Here is a 24635-nt window from a genome sequence, read left to right on the forward strand (position 1 = left end):
TCACGCCTCCGCCAGCGCAAAGCGCTGCAACTCTTGGGCCTCACCTGTGGTTTCCAGGAAAAAGCGGGTCAGCAGGTTTTTCGCGGTCAGCAGTCGGTATTCTGCTGTGGCGCGCCAGTCGGTCAGCGGCTGAAAATCTGCCTCGATCACATCACGAACCGCTTGAATGGTTTCAATGGTCCATGCTTTGCCCTTGAGTGCCGCTTCCAGTGCCACGGCGCGCTTGGGCGTTGCCGCCATTCCGCCAAAGGCAACGCGTATGTCTTCCACCACGCCTGCGCCATCCAGCTTAAGATGATAGGCGGCACACAGCGCCGAAATATCCTCATCGCGGCGCTTGGAAATCTTGTAGATCGCGCAATGGGTGTCCGTGGAGGGGATTGGCACGAAAAGCTTCTCCACGAACTCGCCGGGGAGGCGGTCCTGCTTGCCGTAGTCGATGAAATAGTTTTCGAGCGGCATTGTCCGGCTGCCGGTCGATGAGCGGAGCGTCAGCGTCGCCCCAAGCGCGATCAATGCCGGGGGTGTGTCGCCGATGGGCGAGCCATTGGCGATGTTGCCGCCAATCGTTCCCATGTTGCGAACCTGCTGGCCGCCGATGCGGTCAATGAGGCGGCCAAGGGAGGGAATATGCTTTGCCAAGAGTGTGAAAGCATGGGCGTAAGTCACGCCAGCGCCTATCGAAATGCCGCCATCTTTTATCGAGATGGACTGAAGCTCGCTCAAGTGATTGATGAAGATGACGGAGGTCAGCGTCCGCATCTGCTTTGTCACCCATAGGCCGACATCGGTGGAGCCAGCGACGATTGTAGCCTTGGGCTCCGCCGCATAGGCGGAGGCGAATTCGGAAATGTTTGAGGGTATGATCGTGCGACAGTCATCCTTGGTAACGACGATCGTTTCGTTCTGCTGGATTGCCCAGAGGCGTGACATGATGCTGGCGCGGTCCCGCTCGATGGGGTCGAACAGGGTGCTGGGTTTGGCAGCCGTCACGCTTTCGGCGGCGCGAATGATCGGCTCATAGCCGGTGCAGCGACAGAGATTGCCCTGCAACGCCTTTTCAATATCGGCACGCGATGGCTTGGTGCTGGTCAGCCAAAGACCGTAAAGCGACATGACGAAGCCGGGCGTGCAAAAACCGCATTGTGAGCCATGAAAGTCTACCATGGCCTGTTGCACTGGGTGTAGCACGCCATTCTTGCCCGCCAGATGCTCTATGGTGACGATATGCGCACCGTGCAGCGAACCGATGAACCGGATGCAGGCATTGACGGTCTCATAGCGTAGCGACCCATCCAGAAGACGACCGACCAGCACGGTGCAAGCTCCGCAATCGCCTTCAGCGCAACCCTCTTTCGTCCCGGTCAGTCTTTTCTGCAGCCTCAGATAATCGAGCAGCGTTTCCGTGGGGCCGAAGTCCTTGAGAGAAACGGTCTCGTTGTTGAGGATGAAGCTGATTGCGTCTTTCATGCCGTGCCTTCGTCTGCGTATGATTATTGGGCGGTCCAGCCGCCATCGATGGAAATATGCGTGCCTGTGATCTGTTTTGCGGCATCGCTGGCCAGGAAAATGGCAGTTGCTGCCACATCCTCGACCTTCACGAATTCTTTCGTCGCCTGCAGTCGCAAGAGAACGTCGTTCTTCACCTCATCCTCGCTGATGCCGCGTGCCTTGGCCGTATCGGGTATCTGCTTTTCCACCAGCGATGTCAGCACATAGCCCGGGCATATGGCGTTGACGGTAATGCCTGTCTCGGCAAGTTCCAGCGCTGCGGATTTCGTAAGCCCGATGATACCATGTTTTGCCGCCACATAGGCAGATTTATAGGGCGAGGCAACGAGGCCATGGGCTGAGGCAATGTTGATGATGCGACCTTTACCTGCGGCTTTCATAAGTGGAATAGCGGCGCGCATGGTGTGAAACGCGCTGGTCAGGTTGATGGCTATGATCTGGTCCCATTTTTCCGGCGGGAAGTCTTCCACCGGCGCCACGTGCTGCACGCCCGCATTGTTGACCAGAATATCGACCGAGCCAAGCTTGTCATGGGCGGTTTTGACCAGATCGGCAATCTCGTCGGGCTTGGTCATATCTGCCGGATGGTAGAGAACGCGGGTGCCACTTTCTGCTTCCATCAGCAGGCGGGTATCTTCAATCTCGCTCTCATTGCCGAGGCCATTCAGCATCACGTTGCAGCCATCATTGGCAAAGGCCTGCGCTATGGCCAGACCAATGCCGCTGGTTGAGCCTGTCACGATTACGGTTCGGTGCATGGCGTTTCCCTTTGCCCAACGTTGCAACGCTCGCTGGCAGGTTATGCTTAAAGCAGGGGAACTGGCAATCATATTTGACATGTGATGCGCATGCCGTGGCTTGACATTGTGAGCCGCGCATATTGTCTTGCGCCAAACTTTATTCCGGGAGGCATGCATGGGCGGTTATATTCTCGCCATCGACCAAGGCACGACATCGACACGCGCCATCGTTTTTGATGGTTCGATGCGGGTGGCAGGGACGGGGCAAAAAGAGTTCCGCCAGATTTTCCCTGATTCCGGCTGGGTGGAACATGATCCGGAAGAGATCTGGGAAAGCGTCGTCTGGTCCATCAAACAGGCTTTGGAAAAGGCCAGTCTGAAGGCGTCTGACATCGCCGCCATCGGCATTACCAATCAGCGCGAAACCACGCTTTTATGGGAACGCGACACCGGCAAGCCGCTGCACAATGCCATTGTCTGGCAGGACCGGCGCACCGCCAAGCTGTGCGAAAAGCTGAAGAAGGACGGGCACGAAAAGGTGTTCGCCAAGAAGACCGGTCTGCTGCTGGACCCGTATTTTTCCGGCACAAAGCTGTCCTGGCTGCTATCGAAGGTTAAGGGTGCACGCAAACGCGCCGAGAAGGGTGAGCTTTGCTTCGGCACGGTCGACACATTTCTCATCTGGCGGCTGACCGGCGGCAAGTCCTTCGTGACGGATGCGACCAATGCGTCACGCACGCTGATGTTCAACATCGAAAAGAATGCCTGGGACAAGCAGCTTCTGGAAATTTTGGATGTGCCAGCATCCGTTCTGCCTGAGGTTCTGGATTGCGCTGCCGAATTTGGCGTGGCGGATGCCGAGCTGTTCGGCGCGCCGATCCCTATTCTTGGTGTGGCTGGTGACCAGCATGCGGCTGTCATCGGGCAGGCCTGCTTTGAGCCGGGCATGCTGAAATCCACCTATGGCACCGGCTGCTTTGCTCTTCTGAATACTGGCAAAGACATGGTTCGCTCCAAGAACCGGCTGCTAACGACCATTGCCTACCGTCTGGATGGCAAGACGACCTATGCGCTGGAAGGCTCCATCTTCGTTGCCGGTGCTGCCGTTCAATGGCTGCGCGATGGGATGAAGGTTATTGGTTCCGCATCCGAAACCGGCGCTCTTGCCGAAAAGGCGGACCCATCGCAGGACGTTTATCTGGTGCCTGCTTTCGTTGGTCTCGGCGCACCCTGGTGGGATGCGGATGCGCGTGGCGCAATGTTCGGGCTGACGCGCGGCACAGGCCCGGCAGAGTTTGCGCGGGCTGCATTGGAAGCCGTCTGCTACCAGACCGGCGATTTGCTGGATGCCATGCATAAGGACTGGAAAAACGCCAATGGCGATACGGTGCTGCGTGTCGATGGTGGCATGGTGGCCTCTGACTGGACGATGCAGCGCCTGTCCGACCTCATCGATGCACCGGTTGATCGCCCTGTCATCCTTGAAACGACCGCGCTTGGGGCCGCCTGGCTTGCAGGCAGCAAGGCGGGCGTGTGGCCGGATATGAGGGCGTTTTCTGAAGCCTGGTCGCGCGACAACAGGTTTGAGCCGCAAATGGATGACGAGACCCGCGAGCGCAAGATCAAGGGGTGGCGAAACGCCGTGCGGCGCACCCTGAGTTCAATCTAGAACCGAAGCGCCATCGTCTGGCCTATCGAATCTCTCGATAGGTCCTTTCGGCTTTTTGGGTTTGCCTCGCCCTCGTTCTATCCCTATCTCTCAACAAACATCATTGAGGGTTAGACATGGAATTGGGTCTCTACACATTTGCGGATGTCGATCCGAACGCGCCTGGCGGCAAAGGTGCCGAGGGTGCGCGCAGGTTGAAAGACCTTCTGGAAGAAATCGAGCTTGCCGATCAGGTGGGGCTGGATGTGTTTGGTCTGGGCGAACATCACCGCCCGGATTATGCGGTTTCCTCGCCATCCACAGTGTTGGCCGCAGCCGCCGTCAAAACCAAGAACATCCGGTTGACGAGTGCTGTTTCCGTGCTGAGCTCGGATGATCCGATCCGGGTGTTCCAGCAATTTGCAACGGTCGATCTCCTGTCCAATGGCCGCGCCGAAATCATGGCGGGCCGCGGCTCTTTCATCGAGTCTTATCCGCTGTTTGGATATAATCTTGAAGACTACGACGAACTGTTCAGCGAAAAGCTGGATTTGCTTCTGACGCTTCGCGAGAAGGAAATCGTGACGTGGTCCGGGTCGAAGCATCCGCCCATCAACGGACGCGGTGTTTACCCGCGCCCCTTCCAGGACCATCTGCCGATATGGATTGCCGTTGGCGGCACTCCGCAGTCCGTGGCACGGGCAGGGGCCATGGGCTTGCCTGTGGCGCTGGCGATTATTGGCGGCGAATACCGCCGTTACGCGCCGCTGTTTGATCTTTACCGTGAGGCCGCACGTCGCGCCGGGCAAGATGCAGCCAAGCAGAAAACCAGCATCAATGTGCATGGCTTCATTGCCGATACGACCGAAAAGGCTGCCGACCAGTTCTACGGGCCACAGGCAGAGGTCATGAACCGCATTGGCCGTGAACGTGGCTGGGGTCCGACCAACCGTGCGCAATATGACGTCGCACGCGGACCGGAGGGCAATCTGTTCCTCGGTGACCCCGAGCTGGTCGCGGAAAAAATCATCAAGGCCCATGGCGTCTTCAAGAACGATCGTTTTCTGCTGCAGATGGCCATCGGCCTCATGCCGCATGACCAGATCATGCGCGGTATCGAGCTTTACGGCACCAAAGTCGCCCCGATTGTGAGAAAAGAATTGACTGGCAGGAGCGATAGCGCGAAAGCCACGGCCTGAAAAACAACGGGACGACAATGGTTATTTCCTCCGAAGAAGAACTGGCGAAGCTGAAAGAGATCGGCCGCATTTGCGGGTTTGCGATGCAGACCATGGCCGATGCGATGGAGCCGGGCATGACGACGCTGGAAATGGATGCCATCGGTCGCAAGGTGCTGGAAGACAATGGCGCGCAATCTGCCCCGGAATTCTGCTATCAGTTTCCGGGTGCGACCTGCATCAGCGTCAATGAAGAAGTGGCCCACGGAATTCCCGGCCCCCGCATCATCAAGGCGGGCGATCTCGTCAATATTGACGTGTCAGCGGTGAAGGATGGCTTCTTCGGGGATACCGGCGCGTCCTTTGCCGTTCCGCCTGTAAAAAAAGAGATCGAGCGGCTGTGCCGGGATGGCAAGCGCGCCATGTGGACCGGCTTGCAGCAGATCAAGTCAGGCCGCCCGCTGGCGGATATCGGCAATGCCATCGGCGCCTTCGCGAAGAAAAACCGCTACACGCTGATCACCAATCTCGCCAGCCACGGCATTGGCCGCTCTCTGCACGAAGAGCCGACCGAGCTTGCCACATGGCCGGACAAGGATGAGACCCGCATCATGACCGAAGGCATGGTGTTTACCGTCGAACCTTTCCTCTCCATGGGCGCCTATTGGGCCGAAGATGGCGACGATGACCCATGGACGCTGTTCAGCGACCCCAGCGCACCAACGGTGCAGTTTGAGCATACGGTTGTTGCAACCAAGAATGGTCCGTTGATCCTGACGCTTGCAGAGTAAAGCCTGATAGCTGAACGCATGCCTTGTTTAAGGGCTTCGTCATGTGCGGTTTTGGCAGCGCGCATCTACCTTACATCTTCGTAAGTTAGCGTTTGTTGGATTGCTGCACACGGATTTCTGCCCTAGTTTCCCGCAAAACTGCTTCGCCAATAATGGCTGACCTCAAAGCTCGCGAGAGTTCAAAACGTGTTTCATTCCTTCTTCCCAAAACCCAAACTGTTTTTCACCTCTGCCGTCGTCTGGTCGCTTCTTTTGATTGGGCTTTGGTACGCTGGTGCACGAGGGTGGGGCAATGCAATTGGGCTGCCTGACCTGCCTGCGGGCCAGCCGCCTGCTACCGGCGTTTCCGTTTTCTGGTCGACCCCATTTCTGTGGTTCTATCTCTATTACACAGCGGCCGTCGCGGTGTTTGCGGCTTTCTGGTTCGTATATAGCCCGCACCGCTGGCAGAACTGGTCAATTCTGGGCTCGGCGCTGATCATTTTCGCGACCTATTTCTCGGTACAGGTCAGCGTAGCAATGAACGCGTGGTACGGTCCCTATTACGACCTCGTCCAGCAGGCTCTGGCCAAGACGGCGCCTGTTACGGCAGAGCAGCTCTATATGGGGCTTGTCGGCGTTACCGGTATTCTGTTCTTCGCCATCACAGTTGGCGTGCTCAATCTGTTTTTCGTCAGCCATTATATCTTCCGTTGGCGCACCGCGATGAACGAATTTTATATGGCCAACTGGGATCGTCTGCGCCACATTGAAGGCGCTTCGCAGCGTGTTCAGGAAGACACGATGCGCTTCTCCAGCACCGTCGAAGGTTTGGGCGTCGGTCTGGTGCGGGCCATCATGACGCTGATCGCATTTCTGCCTGTTCTCTTCACCTTCTCCGAGACAATCACGGAACTGCCGATCATCGGTGAAATTCCCCACGCTCTAGTATGGGCCGCAATTGTTTGGTCACTGTTCGGCACTGGTTTCCTCGCTCTCGTCGGGATCAAGCTTCCGGGTCTGGAGTTCCGAAATCAGCGCGTTGAGGCGGCTTACAGAAAAGAACTTGTTTATGGCGAGGACCACGAAGACCGCGCCCGCCCTGCTACCGTGGCGGAGCTCTTTTCGAACGTCCGGAAAAACTATTTCCGTCTTTATTTCCACTATCTGTACTTCAACGTCGCTCGTATTTTCTATCTTCAGGCCGATAATCTCTACAGCCTTATCGTGCTCATTCCATCGATTGCGGCTGGGAAGATCACGCTGGGTGTGTTTACGCAGATCGGTAACGTGTTCGATCAGGTGCGTGGCTCGTTCCAGTATCTCATCGATTCCTGGACGACGATTGTTGAGCTTCTGTCCATCTACAAGCGCCTGAAAGCCTTCGAAGCGGCAATCGACGATAAGCCGCTGCCGGAGATCGATCAGCGTTACCTCAAGCGTGAAGCTGAGGATGGCGAGTTGGCTGCGAACAGGCCGACCTGACACAGGAAAGGGTGGCCATGTGCCACCCTTTTTCATTTTCAAACCGCTGCGGTTTTCAGCCCTGCGATTTCTGCGTTCGCCGTGCCTCGATCATCGGCATGGCCTGCGCGTAAGTCACGCAGGCGACATCCTGCCTGTTGCAGACCTCCCGCAGCAGGCGCTCCAACGCATTCCAATAGGCGCCGCCATTCATTCTGACGAAGTGAAATCCGAGCTGGAGCGGCACGCGCTCCCCGTCATATTGCCTGTCGAAGGCGGCACGGAAGGCCTGATAGGCGCGTTCCTCGAATTCGGCTGACTTTTCTCTGTTTTCGATGGCCATGGAATGGCGCACGAACAGATTGTAGTCCATGGCGATGATGGGCCGGTTGCTGGGGCCTTCGGCAATGAGCGGCAGACCGAAATGCTGGATGCCGTTTTTCATGGTCGGCCAGGCCGGGCCTTTTGTAATGCTGGTGGCGTCATAGACGAAGCCGTGTTTCTTCTGGGCGGCGGTGAGTGCATCGCTTTGCGATAGATAGGGCGCACGGAAGCCGTTGATGCCGTGAACGAAATCCCGCCAGCCCTGCGGCTCTTCATCCTTCTTGCCAATCATCTGCCAGGCATTTTCCATGGTGCTGGTAAAGTTGGTGAATTCCGCATCCCATTGCTCTTCACTCCAGTTGCCACCGTCAAAATGGCCGCAGGTGTGGTTGGCAATCTCGTGGCCTTCCTGCCTGGCTGACCAGATATTTTGAAGGCGTGTCTCGACCTCTTCAACCGACTGGCCGAAGCCGACATTGGAGCGGCCAGCTTTCATGCCCGGTCCCTGATAGCTCTTGGCGCTGGTCTTGCGGTCCATCACCAATGTGCAGGCAAGGAAATAAGTGAAATGCGCGCCCACTTCCTTGGCCGTTGCGCGGCTTCGCTCCCACAGCGAATTATCGCCAGCGCCATCGAAGGAAACCATGAGCAATTGTTTTGGCTTTTCCATCGTCTGTGCGCTGACGGGCGCGGCAAAGGCGACGGATAGGGAAAGAAGAGCAATAGAACGTAACATTATGACCACATCTGCAAAAGGTGGTGCTTCATGACCATGCAATAAGGCGAAGCTTTGATTTGTTTGCAAATTTCGTTAAATTGCGGCCGTTTGCGGGGCGAGCGGATAGCGGTAGCAGATTAAGGCTGGCGCTTTCGCAGCATTGTTTTAAGCATAGGCCCCATACGCTTTGCGCGACATATTCAAAGGGCTCTCCATGCTATTGCTTGTTATATCTCTCATCGTTCTTCTGGGCACGCATTCGGTTCGGATATTCGCGCCGGGCTTTCGCAATAAAATGATCGCGCAGATGGGTGAGGGGCCATGGAAAGGCGCCTATTCCGTCGTTTCCATTCTGGCCGTCGCCTTCGTCGCCAATGCCTTTGGGCAGGCGCGGCAGGTCACCGGCATTCTCTATTCCCCACCCATCTGGACCAGCCATATCGCGCTGACCCTGATGCTGTTTTCGATGATCTGTCTTGTGGCCGGCCTTATTCCGGCTGGCCATATCGCAACGAAGATGAAGCATCCGCTGGTTCTTGCGGTCAAGATCTGGGCGCTGGCGCATCTTCTTGCCAATGGAGAGACGTCTTCCGTGCTGCTCTTCGTTGCTGTTCTGGCCTGGGGCGTGGTGATGCGCATTTCGCTGAAACGTCGCGCAAGGGCAGGCGAGGTGGTTACCCGCCCGTTCGTCTCTGCACGCTATGACATCCTTGCCGTTGTGCTGGGCATTGTGCTGTGGGCTGCTTTCATCTGGAAGCTGCACGAATGGTTGATCGGCGTTCAACCGCTCGCGATGTAAGAAAAACGAGTTTTCCCCTTACATATAAGGGAAAATAGGCTAGAAGGCCGAGCAATGACCGTGGTTGGCTTTTTGCGCTGGCCTCGGCCAAGGGCTTTGGCATGTCCGCAGACCAGATGAACGGTGACGGATCCGGTGCGGGTAATGGAGAATTCGATGGCAAACGAGAATGATACATTCGTCCGCGAAGTAAACGAGCAGATCCGCGCTGAGCAGATGAGCAATTTCTGGGGACGCTATGGCATTGTTGTCGTGGCTGCTGCCGTGCTTGTCGTTGCCGGAGCCGCCGGAACCGGCATTTATGAATACTGGAACAGCAACCGCGCATCGGCCTCCGGCGATCAGTTTGCAAGCGCGCTGAAACTTGCATCTGAAGGCAAGAATGACGAGGCGCTGAAGGCTCTGGCCGATCTGGAAACAGCCGGTCACGGCTCTTATCCAGTGCTGGCAAAGTTCCGCTCTGCAACGCTTCTGGCCCAGAAAGGCGATACAGCAGGCGCAATCACGGCCTTTACCGCTATTGGCAACGATACATCCGCGCCACAGGTTTTCCGTGATACGGCCAAGGTTCGCGCCGCGTGGCTGCTGGTGGATACCGGCAGTTACGAACAGGTTTCCGCGCAGGCGGAAGTGCTGGCCAGCGAAGGTCAGGCCATGCGCAATTCCGCACGCGAGGCGCTTGGTCTTGCGGCATACAAGGCTGGCGATTTCGTGAAGGCCAAGCAGTGGTTTGAGCAGATTATGTCTGATGCCCAGGCCCCGCGCAACGTCACGAGCCGCGCACGTATCATGCTCGATAATATTGCCGCATCCGGCAAGGCAGCGTAAGTTCGCGCCATAGTTTCAAGTTAGGGTTTCCCCATGAGTTTCACCGTCGCCATCGTAGGGCGTCCCAACGTCGGCAAGTCCACACTGTTCAACCGTCTGGTTGGCAAAAAACTCGCGCTTGTGGATGATACGCCGGGCGTGACCCGCGACCGCCGCCCCGGCGATGCGAAGCTCATCGACTTGCGCTTCACCATCATCGATACCGCCGGTCTGGAGCAGTCCGGTCCTGAAACACTTCAGGGCCGCATGTGGGCGCAGACTGAGGAGGCCATCGATGAGGCCGACCTGACGCTGTTTGTCGTAGACGCCAAGTTCGGCCTGACACCGGCCGACAAGACGCTGGCTGAAATGCTGCGTCGTGGCGGTAAGCCTGTGGTTCTGGTTGCCAACAAGTCTGAAGCACGCGGCTCCGATGGCGGCTTTTACGATGCCTACACTTTGGGTCTCGGTGAGCCATGCCCGATTTCTGCCGAGCACGGGCAGGGCATGATCGACCTGCGCGATGCCATCGTCGCTGCCATTGGCGAAGACGTGGCGTTTCCGAAGGACGATTTTGACGAGGCTGAGACGGATGTCGTCCTGCCCCGTGGCGAACCTGGCGAGGACGAGGACGACGACGACGAGGAAGAAGAGCCCGTTTATGACGAGACCAAGCCGCTGCGCGTAGCGATCATCGGTCGTCCAAATGCTGGCAAATCCACCCTCATCAACCGTTATCTCGGCGAAGACCGTCTTCTGACAGGACCTGAAGCGGGAATTACCCGTGACAGTATTTCGGTTGAGTGGGATTGGCGCGGCCGCACCATCAAGATGTTCGATACCGCGGGCATGCGCCGCAAGGCACGTGTTACCGAGAAGCTGGAAAAGCTTTCGGTAGCGGATTCGCTGCGCTCTATCCGCTTTGCGGAAACCGTGGTCATCGTGTTTGATTCCACCATTCCCTTCGAGAAGCAGGACTTGCAACTCGTCGATCTGGTCATCCGCGAAGGCCGCGCCGCTGTGTTGGCTTTCAACAAGTGGGATCTGGTCGAAGACCCCCAGGCGTTTCTGGCAGACCTGCGCGAAAAAACTGAACGCCTGCTGCCGCAGGCACGCGGCATTCGCGCTGTGCCCATGTCTGGCCAGTCGGGCTATGGCCTTGACCGCTTGATGCAGAACATCATCGATACTGACAAGATCTGGAACCGTCGCGTTTCCACCGCCAAGCTGAACAAATGGCTTGATGCGCAGGTGACCCAGCATCCGCCACCGGCAGTTTCAGGCCGTCGTCTGCGCCTCAAATACATGACGCAGGTCAAGGCCCGCCCACCGGCCTTCATGATTTCCTGCACGCGCCCGGAAGCCATTCCGGAGTCCTATACCCGCTACCTCGTCAACAATCTGCGCAAGGATTTTGACATGCCAGGCGTACCGATCCGGGTGCACTACCGTGGTTCGGACAACCCGTTCGAAAGCAAGAAGAAGAAGCGCTGATTGGCGCACGCCACCCTCGACGTCATGTCAGGCCTTGTGCCGAGGATCCAGCCACGTTTAACGTTGTGGCTCGTTAGATCCTCGGGTCAGGCCCTGACATGATGGCGGAGAGGGGCTTTCTCGCGCTGTCGCGTCCCATTGAATCGTGGAATCCTCAGGTAAAACCCCATGCTGATCAAGCAGACCGACTATCACCGCATCTATCGCGTCATCAACAGCCTGCTGGTCAACGAGAACGCTGATCCGGCATCGGCTTCCATGTATTTCAGCACCTTTGGTGCCTTCATTCTGGAGCATCATTACAAGGTCAAGGCCAAGCCCAAGGGTGGACTTGCGGCCTATAATCTTGATGGCAAGTTGATCCTGTTTGCGGACCACCGTGAGGATGGCCATGTGACTGGCGCAGGTGACAATTTTCACTGCTGGGTGGAGGCGGATGGCTGGGCGATCGATTTCATGGCGCCAGCTTTTGCCGAGGCAGCGCAGGGGCTTTCTGTCCCGTCGAAAATGTTTCAGCACCCATTGTCCGACATGGCAGCGTCGATCAACGATCTCTCGCAGTCGGGTGATTTCTATTACAAATCCGAGCCGGAAGCGACCGCCCGTCGCTTTGCAGATTGGCGCAAGCACGCCATGATCGGCGATCTTGCATCGGTTGCCGCAGGCTGGTTTCGCAAGTCGCCCAGGCAGATGCAGTCATCTATCTCCGTTGTCGATCAAAGCGACAAATCCACGACTATTCCTCTGGTCGGTCATGCCCTTCAGGGCGCATGGTAAGGCTGTATCGGGGAATTAAAAAGGACGGCCAGCGTGATCCCGCGGCAGCCGCCTGACGTCAATCAGCAGCCCGACCCCGCTCTAAAGATAGCGGCGGTCGCGTCCCGATGCGTCTTGTGACAGCCTTGCCCGCCTTCGTCCACATGTCTATCGGGAAAAAGCGTCGAATTTCAGGATATTTCTGCTGCGGGCTGCAATCCTTGATCCAAACTCCGGTAGTCCGCTGCTCGCCGCCGAGGTGACGTTGTCAAGAAACTGGCTCGATGCCTTTTCCCAGGAATAGGTTCGCGATAGTGCAAGTGCAGCTTCACTTGAACACTTCAGCGCATCCGTGCAGGCGGTGCGCAAATCCGTGTTCAACGCACCAGCGCGGGGATGATCGCCGAGAATATCGAGGGGGCCAGTGACTGGAAATGCTGCGACAGGCACCCCGCTAGCAAGTGCTTCTAAAATCGTATTGCCAAATGTGTCTGTCTTGGACGGAAAGACGAAAACGTCTGCTTGAGCATAGGCATCGGCAAGGTCCTTGCCGGTTTTAACGCCGGTAAACAAAACGTTGGGATACTTGCTCTGGAGCTCGGCGCGGGCAGGGCCGTCGCCCACCACGACCTTTGAGCCTGGCAGATCCAGCGCGAGAAATTCAGGCAGGTTCTTTTCTACTGACACGCGACCGACGGTCATGAAGATGGGGCGTGGCAGATCAAAAGGTTGGGCTTGTTTTTCGCGGGGAAAGAACTGGGCGGCATCGATGCCACGGCTCCAGCGTTTCAGGTTTTTCACGCCCTTGGCCGTCAGTTCCGCTTCAAGGCTGGGTGTTGCCACCATGCAGGCGCTGCCGCCATTGTGGAACCAGCGCACGAAGGCATAGAGCCAGCTTTCCGGCACTGGAAAGCGTGCGGCCACATATTCCGGGAAGCGCGTGTGGTAGCTGGTGGAAAAGCGCATGCCGTGTTTCAGGCACCAGCGCCGTGCCATGAAGCCCAGCGGGCCTTCGGTTGCAATATGAACGTAGGACGGCTGGCTTTTTGCGATTTCTTTCGAAACACGGCCATAGCTGGCTACGGAAAGGCGGATTTCCGGGTAGGTCGGGCAGGGCACGGAATGGAAGTTCTGCGGCGTGACCATGCAGACTTCGACGCCCATGCGCTCCAGCTCAACATTGGTGTTTTCAATGGAGCGTACGACGCCATTGACTTGCGGATGCCACGCATCGGTGACGATGGTTATTCTGGTCATGATATGCCGACCTCCGCGCTGACGAATCCCGAAATTATGTCGGGCTCCCACGCGTGTATGGGACAGGCATGTTACAGCTTCATGTCAGGAGCTGATCAGTCCTTCGGCAGCAGGCCCGGGTCGATCAGCGCACCGTGGTGACCGATGACGGTGGCGGCGGCTTTGGCCGCGAAAGCGGCGGCAGCTTCCGGTGTGCTGCCCGCGACCAGCCTGGACAGGAACGCGCCGTTGAAACTATCACCCGCGCTGGTCGTATCCACCACCTTTGCTGACTGGACCGCCGGTGCATGGCAGCGATTGCCCGCAAAATCCAGCGTTGCGCCATTGGCGCCATCCTTGACAACGATGTTTGTCACGCCCAGCGCGCTGTAGCGGTTAATTGTGGCCTCGACATCGGCATCGCCAAAATGCGCGGCTTCGTCATCAAAGCTTGGCATGACCAATGTTGCGGCGCGTGCGCCATCGGTAATGGTGCTCAGCATGGTCTGCCGGTCTGCCCAAAGGCGGGGGCGAATGTTTGGGTCGAAGACCACCTGTTTTCCCGACGCTTTGGCGCGCCGCATTTCGGCAAGAAATGTGTCAACGGCAACCGGCGTGCTGAGAATGGCAAGCGTTATACCGGAGAAATAGACCATATCGGCAGCCTCAATCGTGCCGCGCAGGTGGTCCGCATCCGCTGCCAGCTGGCGGGCGGCTGATGTGCTGCGCCAATAGCTGAATGTGCGCTCGCCATCCTTCAGGTTGATGAGATAAAGCCCAGGCGTGCCGCCTTTAAGCCGGGAGATGTTGGTGGTCTCTATGCCTGCCGCCTTGATGAAGCCGAGCATTTCTTCTGAGAGAGGATCGTCACCGAGGGCCGTGAAATAATCGACAGTCCAGTCTGCTGGCATGCAGGCGCGGGCGTACCAGGCGGTGTTCAGCGTATCGCCAGCAAAGCCTTTGCGCAGCAATCCGTCGCCTGCCTGAGAAAGCTCGACCATGCATTCGCCGATAGAAAGAAACCGTCCGCCCATGCAATTGCCTCCCTTGAATGGATGTCCCCGCATTACGATGCTTGCCGCAGGCTTGCAAGGGCAAGTCATCATATGAGTGACTTGTTGGCTGAAACTGACAGGATTGCCGTTTACGAACAGACCTTAGCTTTATATGCTTTGACGAGCTTAACCGGAGATTGCCCATGGCCGACCTGATTGCCTCTGCCAACACTGCCACACACGACGGAGACTGGTGGAGGGGAGCGGCAATTTATCAGGTCTATCCACGCTCGTTCCAGGATACGACAGGCGATGGTTTCGGTGATCTCGCGGGTGTGACGGAACGGCTGCCCTACATTGCGTCGCTTGGCGTGGATGCTATCTGGCTTTCGCCCTTCTTCACCTCACCCATGGCGGATATGGGCTATGATGTCTCAGATTATTGCAATGTCGACCCCATGTTCGGCACTCTGGCGGATTTCGACACGCTGATTTCGGAAGCGCATCGGCTGGGTTTGAAGATCATCATCGATCAGGTGATTTCCCACACGTCCGACCAGCATCCCTGGTTCAAGGATAGCCGCGCCAGCCGCACCAACCCGAAAGCCGACTGGTATGTGTGGGCAGACCCCAAGCCGGATGGAACGGCACCCACCAACTGGCTGTCGGTGTTTGGCGGGCCAGCATGGGAATGGGATGGCGTTCGCAAGCAATATTACATGCACAATTTTCTCGCCTCGCAGCCGGATCTCAATTTCCATAATGTGGAGGTGCAGGATGCACTGCTGGAAACCGTTCGTTTCTGGCTGGAGCGCGGGGTGGATGGTTTCCGGCTGGACACGGTGAACTACTATTTCCACGACAAGCTTTTGCGCAACAACCCGCCGCATGCGCCCGATAGCGACGACGCTGGTCTCGATGCGCCTGATGTGAACCCCTATGGCATGCAGAGCCATGTTTACGACAAAACGCAAATCGAGAACATCGCCTTTCTCAAGCGGTTCCGTGCGCTACTCGATCAATATGAGGGTCGCATGACGGTGGGCGAGGTGGGCGATGGTGCCCGGTCGCTGAAAACCGTGGCGTCCTACACCGCCGATGGCGACAAGCTGAACATGTGTTACACCTTCGACCTTCTCGGCGGGGAGTTTTCCGCAGACCATATCCGAGGCGCGGTTGGCGGTTTTCAAAAGGCCGTCACGGATGGCTGGGTCTGCTGGGCCTTCTCCAACCATGATGTCGTGCGTCATCTCAGCCGCTTTTCCGAAGGGCCCGAGGAGCAGACGCGCGTGGCAAAGCTTGCCTTCAGCGTGCTTGCCACATTGCGCGGCTCCATATGCCTCTATCAGGGGGAAGAACTGGCGCTGACCGAGGCCGAGCTTGCATTCGAAGACCTGCGAGACCCCTATGGCATACGGTTCTGGCCTGCCTTCAAGGGGCGCGATGGATGCCGGACGCCGATGGTGTGGGAAACGGGACAGCCTAGCGCTGGCTTCACGACTGCGGAAAAACCGTGGCTGCCGGTGCCCTATGCGCACGCCATGCTGGCCGCCGACGGGCAGGAGCGCAAGCCGGATTCGGTGCTGAACCATTACAAGGCCGTGATGGCATTCCGCAAAAACCATGCAGCCTTGCGAGATGGCGACATGGTGTTTCTGGATACGCAGCAGGACCTGCTGGCCTTTACCCGAGCCAAGGGACAGGAGCGCCTGCTTTTCGTGTTCAACCTCACGCGGGAGCCGTTGGATTTCCTCATTCCGACCGATCTGAAAATCGATGAAGTGCTGACAATGCCGGGCTTCCAGCCGCTGTTCGACGAGACCATGGTAAAGCTCGATGGGCTGGATGTGTTCTGCGCGATTTTGGCGTGAACACCTGTCCTCGATCCGGAATTGGGGGCCTCTTAAAAGAGGCCCTTCGTCATCTCGGGGTCAAGACTGAGCACGAACTGCCAGATGAGCTCTTTATCGAAGTGGTCGTCCCGGCCCATCATCCAGCTGAGTGCCTGTTGCGATGACCAGCCCTTCTTGTAGGGCCGTGTGGAGGTCAGCGCGTCGAAGACATCACAGATGGTGCTCATGCGCACTTCGGTGCTGATGGCGTCAGCTTTAAGCTGCTCGGGATATCCATTGCCATCCAGCCTCTCATGATGAGAGCGACAGATGTCGAGAACAAGCTGGGGCATATCCGTGTTTGCGGATAGCAGCTCGTGACCCAGGCTGGTGTGCTTTTCCACCACCTTGCGTTCGTCCAGGTTCAGAACGGTCTGCTTTTGAAGAATGTGCTTTGGAATGTAAAGCTTGCCGATATCGTGCAGCATGCCGGCCATGCACAGATGCTGGACCGTTTCTTCATCCATGCCCTTAGATCGGCCAAAATGGAGCAGCAGGGCGCCAACGGCAACAGAGTGCATGTAGGTTGCGCTATCGCGGGACCGCAGCCGTGACATGCCAATATAAAGCGATGGATTTTCTTCCATCGTTCTCGCAACATCATCAACCAACGGCTTGAAGGCTTGTACGGTGACAGCTCGACCCTGGCAAATATCGCTGACCAGTGATTTTGCTGATGCTGCCTGTCCCTGAATTTTCGCGGCAGCTTCCAGCTTTTCCTGTCGGGTGGCGTTCGTCAGGTTTCGCTCGCTGGAAGGTGTGATCCAGCCGGCGGGCGCGCACCCCAAAGACGTGTTGATGAACACGCCGCCACCCTCGGTGCTGCAAATCAGATCGATCTCTTCGCCAGACCGGATAACGAAGCGCCGCCCGAGGGTTGGGCTATCCTGCCACGCACCCTCGATGGCTTCAACGAACATCCCGACTTTGAGTTGCGACTTATCGATCTTCGTTACAGTCACGTGTTGCCCCGATACTCAAGCTCCATCCATCAAAGCTTGTTATCTAGCGCGACTCCGTTAATTCAATATGAGTATTTTCGATTATATTGTTATGGTTGTACTTTATGGAATGAGTGCGAACCGATCCACATCCACCATGCCCATATCCGAAATTTTCAGGTGCGGAATGACCGGCAGCGGAAGGAAGGCAACCTGCAAGAACGGCTCTTCCAGCGTTGTCCCGAGAGCATAGGCGGCCTTGCGTAGCTCGTGCAGCGTATCACGCACGGTCTCATAGGGCTCTAGGCTCATCAGGCCTGCGACGGGCAGGGAAATTTCACCCGTAACCTTGCCATCTTCAACCACCACGAAGCCGCCCTTGATATCGCTGAGGCGATTGGCGGCGCAGGCCATGTCGTCTTCGCTCACACCGACCACGCAGATATTGTGGCTGTCATGCCCGACCGTGGAGGCGATTGCGCCCTTTTTCAGCCCAAAGCCTTGCACGAAGCCGTTCGCGTGGTTGCCGTTCTTGCCGTGGCGCTCGATGACCGCGACCTTGATGATGTCATTGTCCAGATCAAGGCTCGTCTGGTTTCCATCCGTGGGAAGCTTGTAACGGCGATGCTCGGTGATGATTTTGCCCGGCATAACGCCGATGACGGACGTCTCACTGTCGGTGACGGGCACGCCGAAATGCGATGCCAGAACGGGGCGAGCCTTGACGCTATCGAGCCCTACAGGCGCGATAGATTTACGCGTGGCGAAAAGCTCATTGGTCACTTTTCGTCCAGCTGAGAACACCATGTTGGCCTTGCAGTTCTGCAAGCTGTCAATCACCACCAGATCGGCGCGCCAGCCGGGCGCAATGAGACCACGATCGTTGAGGCCGAATGCCTTTGCGGCTGAAATGGATGCGGCACGATAGATGGCCAGCGGCTCCACTCCGCTTCCGATGGCGGTGCGGATCATGTAATCGAGATGGCCCTGCTCGGCGATATCGAGCGGGTTGCGGTCATCCGTGCACAGCGCCAGATAGGGCGACAGGCGCTCGGTGATGATGGACATCAGGGAGTGAAGATCCTTGGATACCGAACCCTCGCGCACAAGAATGTGCATGCCCTTGCGGATTTTCTCCATCGCTTCTGCGGCGGTGGTGCATTCATGTTCGGTGCGAATGCCGGCTGAGAGATAACCATTCAGCGCCGTGCCGGAAAGCAGCGGAGCGTGGCCGTCAATGTGCTGGCCCTGAAACGCTTCCAGCTTTGCCATGCAGATCGGGTCTTTGTGGATCACGCCCGGAAAATTCATGAACTCGGCAAGGCCGATGACCTTCGGATGGTTGCGGAAAGGCAGCAGGCTTTCGATTGGCAGGTCGGCGCCGGATGTTTCCAGATGGGTGGCAGGTACGCAGGAAGACAGCTGGACTCTGATGTCCATGATCGTTTCCAGCGCGGAATCGAGAAAGAATTGGATTCCCTCTTTGCCGAGCACATTGGCAATCTCGTGCGGATCGCAGATAACGGTGGTGACGCCATAAGGCAGGACGCAGCGGTCGAATTCATGCGGTGTTACCAGCGACGATTCGATGTGCAGATGTGTATCAATAAAGCCTGGCACGACGATCTGGCCGGTAATGTCTATTGTTTCGACACCCTCGTAGCTTTCGCATGTGCCGATGATCGTGTCGCCGCAGATCGCGATATCGGACGCTACAAGCTCGCCTGTGACCAGATCAAAAAAGCGGCCGCCCTTGAGAACGATGTCTGCCTTCTCGCGACCTGTTCCCTGGTCAATCCTGCGTTCAAGTGTCGATGCCACGCTTCACCTCATTTCGATTTTTAGCTGGTCACGATTAAGCCAGACGAGCCGATGGCTTGTCCACCATGATGTGCCATAAAAGAAAACCGGGCGCGTCGCCGCACCCGGTCATATCTGTCATATCCGCGAACTTACTCGGCAGAAACGATCTTGCCGTTTTCCCACTTGTAGAGCGAGAAAGCCTGCGATGTCAGGTCGCCTGTCTCGCCATAGGTCAGCTTGCCGATGGCTGTTGCAACAGGCTCACCAGCTTTCAGAACCTTCGCAACGGCTTCCGCATCTTCCGCGCTGCCAGCCTTTTCAATGCCTGCCTTCAGCACTTCAACAGCGGCATAGGCATTCAGCGTGAAGGCTTCTGCGGGAATGTTTGCTGCTGTCAGGGCGTCCGCTGCAGCCTTGGAGTCGGCGCTCTTGGTGGCATCTGCGGCATTCGTGAAGATGGTGCCCGCAGCGGCGTTTCCGCCAATGCTCCAGAACTCGGAGTTAGACAGGCCATCGCCGCCGATAACGGTTGCCTTGGCGCCGACATCGTTCATCTGGCGAACCAGAAGGCCCGCTTCAGGGTGGTAACCGCCGAAATAGACAACATCCACATTTTCAGACTTGAGGCGGGTCGTCAGCGCGCTGAGGTCCTTGTCGCCTGCTGTAACTGCGTCATACAGCACCTCTGTCACGCCGCCTTCATTCAGCGTTTTCTTGAAGGAATCGGCCAGACCCTTCCCGTATGCACCCTTGTCGTGAATGATCGCAACGCGGCGGTCCTTCAACTGTGCCAGTACGAGCTTGCCAGCGACCTCAGCCTGCTGGTCATCACGGCCGCAGGTGCGCAACACGTTCCACAATTCGCGGTTTGTCAGGTCAGGTGCGGTGGCTGTTGGCGTTACCATCAGCACGCCGTTTTCCGCAAACACATCAGAGGCGGGAATGGCAACGCCCGATGTGACGGGGCCGACCACGAAACGGATGCCTTCGGCAACCAGTTGGTTGGCGGCGGATACGCCCTGCTTTGGCTCGCCACCATCATCAGCGAGCTTCAAGACAACCTGCTCGCCCAGAATGCCGCCATTCTTGTTGATAACGTCAACGGCGGTCTGCGCGCCTTTTTTGACCTGATCGCCATAGGCTGCAACAGGGCCTGTGAGCGGCGCGATAAGACCGATTACGATCTCAGCATGCGCCATCGGTGCGAAAGCGACCGACGCTACGAGCGTCAGGCCAGATAAAATCTTGAACGTCATTCCAGTTTCTCCTTGGGTTGGGTCCCGATGTGCCGCCGCAAGCACGGCGCTAAAGCGCGCAAACCTCTTTCGGCGGGCGGGACTGGTGTCGTCTCATGTTTGATTTCCGACATCCTGCCGTCGTCATACGCATCAGAGGCGATTTCGCAAGCCATGTTTGATCCAAAGCGTTCTCGGGCGCGTAAATCCTGTGTGAGCGCAAAGTACTGGCCGGGTCAGGAAATATAAATGGCCGCTGGTTTTTCATCGCTTATGGAAGGATAATACCGGCATGACGCCGACCGACGAAGAGTTTTTACAAAACCTGCCAGTCTTCCTGCATTTTGAGGATGTGGCAGACCCCATGCTGTATCGTGCCTTGCCAGATGGCTGGGCACTCGCGCTTGCAGACATTACCGATTCCACCGGCGCGATTGATGCGGGCCGCTACAAGTCCGTCAACATGGCGGGTGCTGGCGTCATTTCGGGAATTCTGAACGCCCTGCAGAGGCATGACCTTCCCTTCATTTTCGGCGGCGACGGTGCTGTGGTGGCCATTGCGCCCTCGCAGGTCGAGGCTGCGCGGGAGGCGCTGTCGCGGGTACAGACATGGGTCGCAGATGATATCGGCTTGACGCTGAGAGCTGCCATCGTGCCGCTATCAGCCATTCGCGAGCAGGGACTTGATGTTCGCGTGGCCCGGCTGCAAGCCAGCGACGATGTTTCCTACGCCATGTTTTCTGGCGGCGGGAACCACTGGGCCGACGAGCAGATGAAAAACGGCCTCTATCTGATCCATCCCGCCGAAGCCGGTGCGCGCCCTGATCTGACGGGTCTTTCGTGCCGTTGGGATCCGATCAAAGCGGCCCGAGGCAAAGTCGTTTCGATCATTGCGCTTCCGGGCCCGAACCAGGATGGTCAGGCATTTCGTGATCTGGTGGCAGAGATTGTAGCACTGGCCAATGATGATGGGCGTGGTGGCCATCCGGTGCCCGCCGAAGGGCCGCCGCTTGGGTTTATCAAAGAGGGGCTGTTTCTGGAGGCAAAAGCGCTTTCCAATTACCGCGACCGGATTTCGCAGGTCCGCAAGCTTTCCTGGGTGCTTTTTCAGACAGCAATCATCACCGTTCTGTACCGGTTTCGGAAAACGGTGGGACGGTTCGATCCTGTGCAATACAAGCGATCGGTCGCCAGCAATACGGATTTCCGCAAATTCGATGACGGCCTGAAAATGACCGTGGATGTGGATGTCGACAGTTTGAAAAAGATACGGGCCAGGCTGGAGGGTGCGGCGCGTGAGGGTATCTGTTTTTACGGTTTGCACGAGCAGGATACGGCGCTGATGACCTGTATCGTTCCATCCCCGCTATCCAAGGATCATATGCATTTCGTCGATGGCGGTGAGGGTGGCTATGCTTATGCCGCGGCCAACTTGAAGGCTCAGATACAGGCATTGCAATAGTTATGTGAAGAAGCGCCATGCGGCTGGAGGACACATGGCGCTTTGTTCGCTGTTACCCGCGCTGTCGGCTTTAATGAAGCCGTTCAGCACAGGGTGCTTGCTCCATCATTCAAGCAGCGGTCTTTTCTGCGCTCGGTGCGCAGTAGATTCCCTCGAGTGTAGCGAGAATCTTCTTCACCGAATCCGAAGTGCTGGAATAGTAGATCGTCTGCGCGTCGCGGCGTGTCTTCACCAGGCGCTGTGCGCGCAGTTTGGACAGGTGCTGGGAAAGCGCTGACTGGCTCAGGCCAACCTGCGTTGCAAGAACGCCGACTGGAACTTCACCTTCAACGAGACTGCACAGAATCATCAGCCGCTTGGGATTGGCCATGGCGGAAAGGAGACCCGCTGCTGCAGTCGATTGTTCTGAAAGAGTTTCTGTATTCATATTCTCACTTCTCCTGAGTGAACCCGCCCCCGCGGCTGCCTCATTGGCAAAACGAAACGTTATATGCCCGGATTGTACCAATTCGGCCAGATCGTTGTATATACCTAAATCTAGGGTAAAGCCTCTGCTTCATTAGAGAAATTTCACATTCCATTATTTTTGCTTGTTATTGACCGAAAATAGTCGAATGTTCTACTTTATCTCGTTTCAACCCATTCTTGCGGGTTATTTTTTACAGTTTTGCGGCTGCGTGGGTATTTCATTTTTGCGTTTTCAAAACTTCGGCGGGTGCGGATTGGTTTACAAATGCTAACGCGCGCCCAAATTCTCCCACCTTAATTTGAAGTCATTGAAAATCGGTCTTACAAATCCGTTTCGGACACTCATCCGCGACGACATCACGCCTGTGCAGAGCCGTGGCCGGGCTGGCCACGGAGTTATTTGACCGGCATCGGTAGATTTATTTTCGCCGGTGAAGCGTCAATCCACGAACGACATCATCCGAGGTGACAGTGCCGACCACCACGCCATTGTCGACGATACCAATCGCGCCGGGCTGTCTTGCCATCGCATCGAGAATGTCGACAAGCGGCGAGGTGGGGCGGGCCGTGCCGCTGACGGATAGCCCGGCATTTTCTGCTGTCACGCCTCTTCGCATCACGTCTTCCGCAGTCAGCATGGAGATTGGGTTCATGTTCTGCACGAACTCCGCCACGTAGCTGTTGGATGGGTTCCTGACGATATCTTGCGGCGTGCCGCATTGGATGATGTGCCCACCTTCCATCATGGCGATGCGGTTGCCGATGCGGAAAGCCTCGTCCAGATCATGGCTGACGAACAGGATCGTCTTTTTGAGGCGGCTCTGGAATTCCAGAAGCTCATCCTGCAACCGGTGGCGGATGAGGGGATCAAGTGCCGAAAACGGCTCATCCATCAGCAAGATCGGTGCGCCTGTTGCGAAAGCGCGCGCCAGCCCCACGCGCTGTTGCATGCCGCCGGACAGTTCCCCCACCTTGCGGTCTGCCCAGTCGGACAGATTGACGAGTTCCAGCTGTTCGGCCACGCGTTTTTTGCGCTGGGCTTCCGGCAGGCCCGCCAGCTCCAGTCCAAAGCCGACATTGTCGGCCACGTTGCGCCATGGTAGCAGCCCGAATTGCTGAAAAACCATGGACACCGTGTGCATTCGCAAATCACGCAGTGATTTTTTCGATGTCTGGTAGGGGTCGATATAGCCCTCAGGTGTTTTGACGCTGACGTTGCCGCGTACAACGGGCGCCAGTTGGTTGACGGCGCGCAGAAGTGTTGATTTTCCAGAGCCTGATAGCCCCATCAACACGAGTATTTCGCCTTCCTTCACCGCTAGCGACGCATTGGCAACGCCCAGCACGAGGCCGGTTTCTTCGTTGATTTCGGCTCTGGTTTTCCCCACATCCAGCATTGCGAGTGCCTTTGCCGGATTGTCTCCGAAGACGATATCAACCCGATCAAATATGATAGCGTCACTCATGCCTCATCCTCCGAGCCAGGTAAGCGGAACAGGCGGTCCAGTATGATCGCGACGATCACGATACAGAGGCCTGCCTCGAACCCCATGGCGATATTGACGGTATTGAGCGCACGCACCACCGGAACGCCAAGGCCATTGGCACCGACCAGCGCGGAAATGACCACCATTGACAGAGACAGCATGATGGTTTGCGTCAGTCCGGCCATGATTTGCGGTGTGGCGAAGGGCAGTTCCACCTTGCGAAGCACTTGCGATGGTGTCGCGCCGAAGGCGACGGCCGCTTCGACAAGTGCAGGCGGGGTGGAGATAATGCCAAGCCTGGTCAGACGAATGGGTGCGGGCAGGGCGAAAATGACCGTTGCGATCAAGCCGGGCACCATTCCCAGCCCGAAAAGGACCAGAGCAGGAATGAGATACACGAAGGTCGGAATAGTCTGCATTAAATCGAGAGCGGGGCGCATGATGGAATAGGCCCATTTGCGCCGTGCGGCGAATATGCCAAGCGGAATGCCAAGCACCATGCAGGTCACACTGGCGGCAATGACGAGAGCCAGGGTTTCGGTGGTTGCCTTCCAGTACCCCAGATTGATGATGAGCAGTAGTCCCAGGGCCGTAAACAGCGGCATGCCGATGGAGCGGCGCATCCAGGCTGAAAGCGCTGTGAGCAACGCCACGATGATGAGCGGATGGGGTGCCTGGAGCAGATAAAGCAGAGCGTCAATGACGCTTTCGAAAATGAAGGATAACCAATCGAAGAAAAAAGAGAGATTTGTGGTCAACCAGTCCACAGCCTCTTTGGCATATCGACCGATCGGTAAACGGTTTTGAGAAGCGCTGAGCCATTCCACGGTAAGAGCAGACCTTTCGTGAACGGAGTCATGATCGTCTTCCGGCTGTAACGCCGGAAGACGGGTTCAAGGCACTGAC

General features: G+C 57.0%; 21 protein-coding genes. 10 read left to right on the forward strand and 11 right to left on the reverse strand.

The window, feature by feature from the left end; genetic code table 11:
* Both xdhA and ACQZ51_RS07335 read right to left on the reverse strand, forming a co-directional pair.
* Entirely contained in the window at positions 1-1470 is a 1470-nt protein-coding gene (gene xdhA, locus ACQZ51_RS07330; protein ID WP_448776217.1) for a xanthine dehydrogenase small subunit, read from the reverse strand.
* A gap of 23 nt (positions 1471-1493) precedes the next feature.
* Complete coding sequence (locus ACQZ51_RS07335; protein WP_448776218.1) at positions 1494-2270, reverse strand: 3-hydroxybutyrate dehydrogenase; 777 nt, start codon at positions 2268-2270, stop codon at positions 1494-1496.
* Between the two features lie 157 nt (positions 2271-2427).
* Here ACQZ51_RS07335 and glpK point away from each other — a divergent pair, with 157 nt between their 5' ends.
* The 4 genes from glpK (at position 2428) to bacA (ending at position 7333) form a co-directional block, all read left to right on the forward strand.
* Positions 2428-3921: a glycerol kinase GlpK gene (glpK, locus tag ACQZ51_RS07340; protein WP_448776219.1), complete on the forward strand. Its 1494-nt coding sequence runs from the start codon at positions 2428-2430 to the stop codon at positions 3919-3921.
* 116 nt (positions 3922-4037) lie between these two features.
* Positions 4038-5099: an LLM class flavin-dependent oxidoreductase gene (locus ACQZ51_RS07345; protein ID WP_448776220.1), complete on the forward strand. Its 1062-nt coding sequence runs from the start codon at positions 4038-4040 to the stop codon at positions 5097-5099.
* A 17-nt stretch (positions 5100-5116) separates the two neighbouring features.
* Positions 5117-5869: a type I methionyl aminopeptidase gene (gene map / locus ACQZ51_RS07350; RefSeq protein ID WP_042617372.1), complete on the forward strand. Its 753-nt coding sequence runs from the start codon at positions 5117-5119 to the stop codon at positions 5867-5869.
* A gap of 186 nt (positions 5870-6055) precedes the next feature.
* Complete coding sequence (gene bacA, locus ACQZ51_RS07355; protein WP_448776221.1) at positions 6056-7333, forward strand: bacteroid development protein BacA; 1278 nt, start codon at positions 6056-6058, stop codon at positions 7331-7333.
* A 55-nt stretch (positions 7334-7388) separates the two neighbouring features.
* Here the strand turns inward: bacA and ACQZ51_RS07360 are convergent, their stop codons facing one another.
* On the reverse strand, positions 7389-8372 hold the full coding sequence (locus tag ACQZ51_RS07360; protein WP_448776222.1) for a polysaccharide deacetylase family protein: 984 nt from the start codon (positions 8370-8372) through the stop codon (positions 7389-7391).
* A gap of 196 nt (positions 8373-8568) precedes the next feature.
* On the opposite strand from ACQZ51_RS07360, the gene ACQZ51_RS07365 reads away from it, so the two are divergent.
* The 4 genes from ACQZ51_RS07365 to ACQZ51_RS07380 all read left to right on the forward strand — a co-directional run bounded on the left by ACQZ51_RS07365 (position 8569) and on the right by ACQZ51_RS07380 (position 12231).
* Positions 8569-9153: an NnrU family protein gene (locus ACQZ51_RS07365; protein ID WP_448776223.1), complete on the forward strand. Its 585-nt coding sequence runs from the start codon at positions 8569-8571 to the stop codon at positions 9151-9153.
* A 156-nt stretch (positions 9154-9309) separates the two neighbouring features.
* Positions 9310-9981: a tetratricopeptide repeat protein gene (locus ACQZ51_RS07370; protein ID WP_448776224.1), complete on the forward strand. Its 672-nt coding sequence runs from the start codon at positions 9310-9312 to the stop codon at positions 9979-9981.
* 33 nt (positions 9982-10014) lie between these two features.
* A complete protein-coding gene (der, locus tag ACQZ51_RS07375) occupies positions 10015-11454 on the forward strand; it encodes a ribosome biogenesis GTPase Der (RefSeq protein WP_448776225.1) in 1440 nt (479 codons plus the stop codon).
* 168 nt (positions 11455-11622) lie between these two features.
* On the forward strand, positions 11623-12231 hold the full coding sequence (locus tag ACQZ51_RS07380) for a DUF2026 family protein (RefSeq protein WP_448776226.1): 609 nt from the start codon (positions 11623-11625) through the stop codon (positions 12229-12231).
* A 147-nt stretch (positions 12232-12378) separates the two neighbouring features.
* Here the strand turns inward: ACQZ51_RS07380 and ACQZ51_RS07385 are convergent, their stop codons facing one another.
* Together ACQZ51_RS07385 and ACQZ51_RS07390 are read right to left on the reverse strand one after the other, a co-directional pair.
* The gene (locus ACQZ51_RS07385; RefSeq protein WP_448776227.1) at positions 12379-13467 is read right to left on the reverse strand and encodes a bifunctional monoglucosyl/glucuronosyl diacylglycerol synthase; all 1089 of its coding nucleotides are present in this window, start codon (positions 13465-13467) and stop codon (positions 12379-12381) included.
* Positions 13468-13562: 95 nt separating this feature from the next.
* Positions 13563-14480, reverse strand: coding sequence for a sugar kinase (locus ACQZ51_RS07390; RefSeq protein ID WP_448776228.1), 918 nt, complete (start codon positions 14478-14480; stop codon positions 13563-13565).
* 164 nt (positions 14481-14644) lie between these two features.
* Here ACQZ51_RS07390 and bglA point away from each other — a divergent pair, with 164 nt between their 5' ends.
* Positions 14645-16312 carry a beta-galactosidase BglA gene (gene bglA, locus ACQZ51_RS07395; RefSeq protein ID WP_448776229.1) on the forward strand — a complete coding sequence of 556 codons (1668 nt, stop codon included), beginning with the start codon at positions 14645-14647 and terminating at the stop codon, positions 16310-16312.
* A 32-nt stretch (positions 16313-16344) separates the two neighbouring features.
* On the opposite strand, the gene ACQZ51_RS07400 is transcribed toward bglA, so the two are convergent.
* The 3 genes from ACQZ51_RS07400 to ACQZ51_RS07410 all read right to left on the reverse strand — a co-directional run bounded on the left by ACQZ51_RS07400 (position 16345) and on the right by ACQZ51_RS07410 (position 20333).
* Entirely contained in the window at positions 16345-17295 is a 951-nt protein-coding gene (locus tag ACQZ51_RS07400) for an HD-GYP domain-containing protein (RefSeq protein ID WP_448776230.1), read from the reverse strand.
* A 102-nt stretch (positions 17296-17397) separates the two neighbouring features.
* On the reverse strand, positions 17398-19095 hold the full coding sequence (gene ade / locus ACQZ51_RS07405) for an adenine deaminase (protein ID WP_448776231.1): 1698 nt from the start codon (positions 19093-19095) through the stop codon (positions 17398-17400).
* A 131-nt stretch (positions 19096-19226) separates the two neighbouring features.
* Positions 19227-20333 carry a branched-chain amino acid ABC transporter substrate-binding protein gene (locus ACQZ51_RS07410; RefSeq protein ID WP_448776232.1) on the reverse strand — a complete coding sequence of 369 codons (1107 nt, stop codon included), beginning with the start codon at positions 20331-20333 and terminating at the stop codon, positions 19227-19229.
* Between the two features lie 271 nt (positions 20334-20604).
* On the opposite strand from ACQZ51_RS07410, the gene ACQZ51_RS07415 reads away from it, so the two are divergent.
* Positions 20605-21774: a DUF3095 domain-containing protein gene (locus tag ACQZ51_RS07415; protein WP_448776233.1), complete on the forward strand. Its 1170-nt coding sequence runs from the start codon at positions 20605-20607 to the stop codon at positions 21772-21774.
* 109 nt (positions 21775-21883) lie between these two features.
* On the opposite strand, the gene ACQZ51_RS07420 is transcribed toward ACQZ51_RS07415, so the two are convergent.
* From ACQZ51_RS07420 to choW, 3 genes are all read right to left on the reverse strand, one after another.
* Positions 21884-22201 carry an ArsR/SmtB family transcription factor gene (locus ACQZ51_RS07420; protein WP_042617358.1) on the reverse strand — a complete coding sequence of 106 codons (318 nt, stop codon included), beginning with the start codon at positions 22199-22201 and terminating at the stop codon, positions 21884-21886.
* A 460-nt stretch (positions 22202-22661) separates the two neighbouring features.
* Positions 22662-23708 carry a choline ABC transporter ATP-binding protein gene (choV, locus tag ACQZ51_RS07425; protein ID WP_448776234.1) on the reverse strand — a complete coding sequence of 349 codons (1047 nt, stop codon included), beginning with the start codon at positions 23706-23708 and terminating at the stop codon, positions 22662-22664.
* Entirely contained in the window at positions 23705-24556 is an 852-nt protein-coding gene (gene choW, locus ACQZ51_RS07430) for a choline ABC transporter permease subunit (protein WP_192064233.1), read from the reverse strand. Before choW ends, choV begins: the two co-directional genes overlap by 4 nt.
* Positions 24557-24635: the final 79 nt, after the last annotated feature.

The organism is Agrobacterium sp. CG674 (assembly GCF_053521645.1).

Bases quoted from the DNA above. Each gene is read 5' to 3' on its own strand.
- xdhA (WP_448776217.1), bottom strand. From the start codon at position 1,470: ATGAAAGACGCAATCAGCTTCATCCTCAACAACGAGACCGTTTCTCTC.
- ACQZ51_RS07335 (WP_448776218.1), bottom strand. From the start codon at position 2,270: ATGCACCGAACCGTAATCGTGACAGGCTCAACCAGCGGCATTGGTCTG.
- glpK (WP_448776219.1), top strand. From the start codon at position 2,428: ATGGGCGGTTATATTCTCGCCATCGACCAAGGCACGACATCGACACGC.
- ACQZ51_RS07345 (WP_448776220.1), top strand. From the start codon at position 4,038: ATGGAATTGGGTCTCTACACATTTGCGGATGTCGATCCGAACGCGCCT.
- map (WP_042617372.1), top strand. From the start codon at position 5,117: ATGGTTATTTCCTCCGAAGAAGAACTGGCGAAGCTGAAAGAGATCGGC.
- ACQZ51_RS07360 (WP_448776222.1), bottom strand. From the start codon at position 8,372: ATGTTACGTTCTATTGCTCTTCTTTCCCTATCCGTCGCCTTTGCCGCG.
- ACQZ51_RS07365 (WP_448776223.1), top strand. From the start codon at position 8,569: ATGCTATTGCTTGTTATATCTCTCATCGTTCTTCTGGGCACGCATTCG.
- ACQZ51_RS07370 (WP_448776224.1), top strand. From the start codon at position 9,310: ATGGCAAACGAGAATGATACATTCGTCCGCGAAGTAAACGAGCAGATC.
- der (WP_448776225.1), top strand. From the start codon at position 10,015: ATGAGTTTCACCGTCGCCATCGTAGGGCGTCCCAACGTCGGCAAGTCC.
- ACQZ51_RS07380 (WP_448776226.1), top strand. From the start codon at position 11,623: ATGCTGATCAAGCAGACCGACTATCACCGCATCTATCGCGTCATCAAC.
- ACQZ51_RS07385 (WP_448776227.1), bottom strand. From the start codon at position 13,467: ATGACCAGAATAACCATCGTCACCGATGCGTGGCATCCGCAAGTCAAT.
- ACQZ51_RS07390 (WP_448776228.1), bottom strand. From the start codon at position 14,480: ATGGGCGGACGGTTTCTTTCTATCGGCGAATGCATGGTCGAGCTTTCT.
- bglA (WP_448776229.1), top strand. From the start codon at position 14,645: ATGGCCGACCTGATTGCCTCTGCCAACACTGCCACACACGACGGAGAC.
- ACQZ51_RS07410 (WP_448776232.1), bottom strand. From the start codon at position 20,333: ATGACGTTCAAGATTTTATCTGGCCTGACGCTCGTAGCGTCGGTCGCT.
- ACQZ51_RS07415 (WP_448776233.1), top strand. From the start codon at position 20,605: ATGACGCCGACCGACGAAGAGTTTTTACAAAACCTGCCAGTCTTCCTG.
- ACQZ51_RS07420 (WP_042617358.1), bottom strand. From the start codon at position 22,201: ATGAATACAGAAACTCTTTCAGAACAATCGACTGCAGCAGCGGGTCTC.
- choV (WP_448776234.1), bottom strand. From the start codon at position 23,708: ATGAGTGACGCTATCATATTTGATCGGGTTGATATCGTCTTCGGAGAC.